Annotated in this window: 6 protein-coding genes; all 6 read left to right on the forward strand. The window is 47.9% G+C overall.

The window, feature by feature from the left end:
• The coding region (locus LRM19_RS21055; protein ID WP_271369755.1) for a type VI secretion system Vgr family protein at window positions 1-1,078 on the forward strand (1,078 nt) is incomplete at its 5' end.
• 21 nt (window positions 1,079-1,099) lie between these two features.
• The gene (locus tag LRM19_RS21060) at window positions 1,100-2,170 is read left to right on the forward strand and encodes a PAAR domain-containing protein (protein ID WP_045337768.1); all 1,071 of its coding nucleotides are present in this window, start codon (window positions 1,100-1,102) and stop codon (window positions 2,168-2,170) included.
• Window positions 2,171-2,194: 24 nt separating this feature from the next.
• On the forward strand, window positions 2,195-2,641 hold the full coding sequence (locus LRM19_RS21065; RefSeq protein ID WP_271369756.1) for a hypothetical protein: 447 nt from the start codon (window positions 2,195-2,197) through the stop codon (window positions 2,639-2,641).
• Between the two features lie 14 nt (window positions 2,642-2,655).
• Window positions 2,656-3,729: a hypothetical protein gene (locus LRM19_RS21070; protein ID WP_271369758.1), complete on the forward strand. Its 1,074-nt coding sequence runs from the start codon at window positions 2,656-2,658 to the stop codon at window positions 3,727-3,729.
• 175 nt (window positions 3,730-3,904) lie between these two features.
• Window positions 3,905-4,381, forward strand: coding sequence for an immunity protein Tsi6 family protein (locus LRM19_RS21075; protein WP_271369760.1), 477 nt, complete (start codon window positions 3,905-3,907; stop codon window positions 4,379-4,381).
• A gap of 271 nt (window positions 4,382-4,652) precedes the next feature.
• The coding region (locus LRM19_RS21080; protein ID WP_271369762.1) for a contractile injection system protein, VgrG/Pvc8 family at window positions 4,653-4,889 on the forward strand (237 nt) is incomplete at its 3' end.

Below are 4,889 nucleotides of genomic sequence, written 5' to 3' on the forward strand. Positions count from 1 at the left end.
TATTGCGCCAGGGCACACCTTCACGTTAACCAACGCGCCGTTCTTCAGCGACAACGGTGAGTATCTGGTCACGGCGGCGGGTTACCACCTCGAAGAGAACCGCTACGCCAGCGGCGAGGGTGAAACTATTCACCGCACCGATTTTACGGTGATCCCTTCGGCGGTGGTGTACCGTCCGGCGCAGACCACGGCGTGGCCGCGCACCTACGGCCCGCAGACGGCGAAAGTGGTGGGGCCGAACGGCGAGAGCATCTGGACGGACAAATACGGCCGCGTAAAGGTGAAGTTCCACTGGGACCGCCTGGCGAAGGGCGATGACACCAGCTCCTGCTGGGTGCGCGTGTCGAGCGCGTGGGCGGGCCAGGGCTACGGCGGGGTGCAGATCCCGCGCGTCGGCGATGAGGTGGTGGTGGACTTTATCAACGGCGACCCGGACCGGCCGATTATTACCGGTCGCGTATACAACGACGCGAGCATGCCGCCGTGGGCGCTGCCTGCCGCGGCGACGCAGATGGGTTTTATGAGCCGCAGTAAGGATGGCCACAAAGATAATGCCAATGCCCTACGATTCGAGGATAAGGCTGGGCAAGAGCAGATCTGGATTCATGCTGAAAAAAACATGGACACCGAGATCGAGAACTGCGAGACACATGACGTAGGGGTAGACCGTAAAAAAATTATCGGCCGGGATGAGCACGTAACGGTTAAGCGTAACCGGGACGTGAACGTGGGGGCGAATTCAACCAGCAACACGGGTAATCAGCACAAATTCAATGTAGGTAAAAACCAAACCGTATTGACTATGGATAAAGAGGGAAATGCTCTGCTGGAAGCGACAACCTCGATTAAGTTAAAGGTGAATGATAACTACATTCTTATCACGCCATCGACAATTGAAATTATCGTTTCCGAAGGGACACTCAAGGCTGAGAGTATTACTGTGGCATCCTTCAAAGGGACGGAGTTGACGAAGTTAGGCGGCGGAATAAATGCCGAGATGAAAGCTAATGATACTCTTCATCTCAATGGTACAAACCTGACAGATATTAAAGGCGCTGTTGTTAAAATTAACAGCTAATATGTAGAAGGATTTTTGAACATGGGACAGCCTGCCGCCAGAGCGACCATAGATGTCAGCGCACATTCGGGGCCAATACAGTCGGGAAGCCCGGACGTCATCATCGGTGGTTTTCCCGCCGCTCGAAAGGGTGATACGTTATCCTGCTCGACGCACGGCAGCGGTATTATTGTGGGGGGCTCCGGTACTGTCTTCGTTAACGGTATGCCACTTGCACGTCAAGGAGACAAGACGAAGTGTGATGTTAGCGGCTCACCGGCACCTGCCATACCGAAAGCAGCAGCACCTCAATATTGGGGGGGAACGCTGGCGAAAAATGCCGGCGAAGATGGGATGATGCACGGCGAACATTTTGATGCTCGCGTTCTGGGTGCGTACGCCAGCCTCGAAGATAAAAACCTCAACGGTGATTTTGATACCGCTTCAGCTGGTTTTGCGTTGGCGGATATTACAATTGGGAATATGAAAAGTAAGGATCTGCTACGGGCAGAAATGCGTAATAAACTCGCCGTCGCCAATGCGACGGGGTCTCTGTATGGTGGCGGCAACGATATTTATGGCTTGAATGCGAATGCCGCTGCGACAGGTGAGCAATACGGTGGTTCGGTTGCTGCGGGTAAAGAAGGAACGTTGTATGGTGGAGTATCAGGGGATGTAACTATTGGTACAGCAGAAGCTAAAGCCGTATTAGAAGTTTATACCGGCAATGATGGGAAGTATGGTTTGACTGCTGACGCCGGTGCGGAAGCGAAAGGAGTGAAAGGCGAAGTTTCGGGTAACCTTGATATTCTGGGCATCGTTTCCGGAGAAGCAAAAATCGACGGTAGCTTTGGGTCTGCTGGTCTCGCGGGAGGTGGAAGCGCTTTCTGGGACACTAAAGATTATTCCGTTAACGTCAGGGTGACTGGTGGGGCTGCAGGGCTTGTAGGGCTTAAGGGTGATGCAAGTCTGAAAGTGGCATTTAAGCCTATACTGGATTTCTTTGACTATTTGTATGGCGAAGAGGATGAGCCAGCCGTCACCTCTGTTCCGACAGAAAGCGGGGATGGGACAATTATTACCGGGTGTGTTACTGTTTTGATAGGCGATTAAGGGATGTGAGAGGACAATGAAATAATGAAATGGGCTGGCTTAACGATTTTTGTTTTAATCACTTTGATCTATATCTGGAATGGAAAAGATCTGTATACAAAAGAAGAATGGCGTGGCTTTGGAATAAAATTCATTTCAGTACTGATTGGTGCATTTGTATTGGTCATTGTTTTGGTTGGCTTTTCTAAGTTCATCCCGTTGCTTACCAGAGAAACTGCACGGTCATTATCAGTAATAATACCAGCTTCTTTTATGGCAGTGCTTCTGTCGAAGTTTTTTGTCGTGATGTTGAATAATATTTTCGATATTATTATGCGATTCCACAAGCGCTATAACACTGCAGCAAACTATACAAAATTATTATCACTATCTGGTAAGTATGGGGCAAAATTACGCCTGGTAGTAAAGTGTCTAGCCTCGTTAGGCTGTATCTTAATGTTCTATGGTATCTGGTTTGGCAGCACTGTCTGAGTTGAAGAGGTTTTATGAACACTGGTAATAATTATGCTTTTCCCATCGTCTCAACCGCAAGCAATGAAGAGATTAAGGCGAACTACTGGAAATGCCTGTATACCTCTGCTGATAAAAAAATGCTTCAGTACTGGGTGATTTTGCCAAATCGTGTTAAGCCAGCTGAACTGACCCCGCAGCACCTTCCTGAGGTCGGCTTGACTAACTTGGGTCGCTATGCCACCGATGATGCGCAGCCCTATATGGAAGTTTGGGCCGCTTATGAACGCTGTCAGTGGGAGATGAATCCCTCTGATTGGCTGTTTAATAAACTGGAACTGATGGGCGAGAAAGTGTTGAATCAGCGCTTGATTGCGCATCCTTCCGGTAGTGGCCTTTTTGCAGATGTGCTAACTCTCAAAACGCACTCGTCCGGCGACGAGGTCATTTCACGTTATACCGTACAGAAAGATTACAATCCGCAAGAAGGAGGCGGAAATTATTTCCTGATTAAAGCGGCCTGTGCCGCTCGCGACTACCCTGCGCTGGCGAATGATATTTACTTTACTGTAGTGAACTGGGATTTACTGCATCGTAGTAACTTGGTTCTGGCTGAACTGCTTAAGACCGTGAACCTCAGTGCTAAAAACAGCAGTGGATTTAAAGTACCGGAATCCTGGCAGGTGAATCCCCTTACAGAAACGCGCCTGGTGGTCGAGCACTCGTTTGATGGCATTAACTACGGTGTCATTAATCTTTGCTTTTTTTCGCAGGAGATGTTGTTTACCGCGCAGGATGTTTTTAGCGTTTCGATTAAACGGTTTCACGATCGAGAACCTGCCGTTACGCTTAAGACTGAAGCACTTGCTACTATTCCAAATGAGTTTAATCCATCCCTCGGAAAAACACTGTGGACATGCCGGGGGGAAATGTTCAGCGCAGAGGAAGAAATGCGCGCTGTTTACCAGTGCTATATTTTTAGCGTGGGCAAAGTCTGGTGCTATGCAGAACTGATTGGCAGACACCGTAACTATCATGATTACCACTTCGAGGCGAATAAACGCTGCCTCGAAATCATCCTGTCAACATTCCATGTAGAAAATGTCTAATCTTTGACTCGATATTCAGGACAAATTCATGCGTACGCGTAGCTTTTCTTTTTTTAGATGATCGGTGACTTTGTCGGTTTCCCTGCCCTGTCAATATCATCTCCACCATAATCCGTCACTATCAGGAGTCGAGCCTGGACTTCATCAGCCGTCTGATGGCGCTGGAGGGATTGCTATGCCGATATCCGTCAGGAGCGCAGGCAAGTCGGGCATCAGAAAATTCACACCACCACGGCGGCAGTGGTTACGCCAGAGCACGCTTTCAAAGATTCTTTCAAGTGAAAGGATATATTTAAGTTGGATCATGAGTAAAGAAAATTATACCGCGCTGGATTATATCAATGATGCTATTGATGCAATTAATAATCGATTAGAACAAAATCCTACATTTTCTTTATATGTTATGGCGAAAAATCAGTTGGATTATATTAAATCTATTCTAACTGGTGCTGAAAAAGATAAAAGTAAACTACACACATTGAATCTTGGAGTGCTTGCCTCTAAAGAGTTTGATACTACCGATGCCGAACTTGCTCAGCATTTGTCCAATGCTAATTATATAGCCTCGCAGATGGGGCAAGGATTGAAGGTTATTCTTCCCCATGAGCAAGACGTAGAGTACCTGAAAAGGCAAAAAAGATATCGTAAGTGATAGGCAGTTTTTTTGATTTTTAAATGTGATTGTCCGGTATCGTTAACACTTTTTTGCTGTAACTATCATATACACTTGATTGCTATCTCCATTTTTTAATGTAATTAAGTCTTCTGTTTCACGGAAAAAAAGAGAGAATGATAGATTATAATCTGTCATGCGCAGTTTCCCTGGGTAGCGTCCTTATGTTTTCAGGTTTATGGCTTAAATAAGCACGATTTAAAAAATATCTCAATGAACACCGAGATTAGTCCATAGTGGAATAAAGATTATGCTCAACCGAATTACCGTTCAGCTCCCGGTGGAGGGGCTGCTTTTCTGGAAACTCTCAGGCCGCGAGGCAATGTCCGAGTCGTTCGCGCTGACGCTGACCGTGCTTGGCACGGACGCGCGCATCGACCGCAGCAAGCTGCTGGGCCAGCCGGTCACGGTGACCATTCCGACGCAGAGCCTGCTGACTCCCCGCTACATCAACGGCAAGGTGACGCGCGTGGCGGTCAGCGCCGTT

Source organism: Enterobacter sp. PI-10 (assembly GCF_027947695.1).
Taxonomy (GTDB): Bacteria; Pseudomonadota; Gammaproteobacteria; order Enterobacterales; family Enterobacteriaceae; genus Enterobacter; species Enterobacter vonholyi.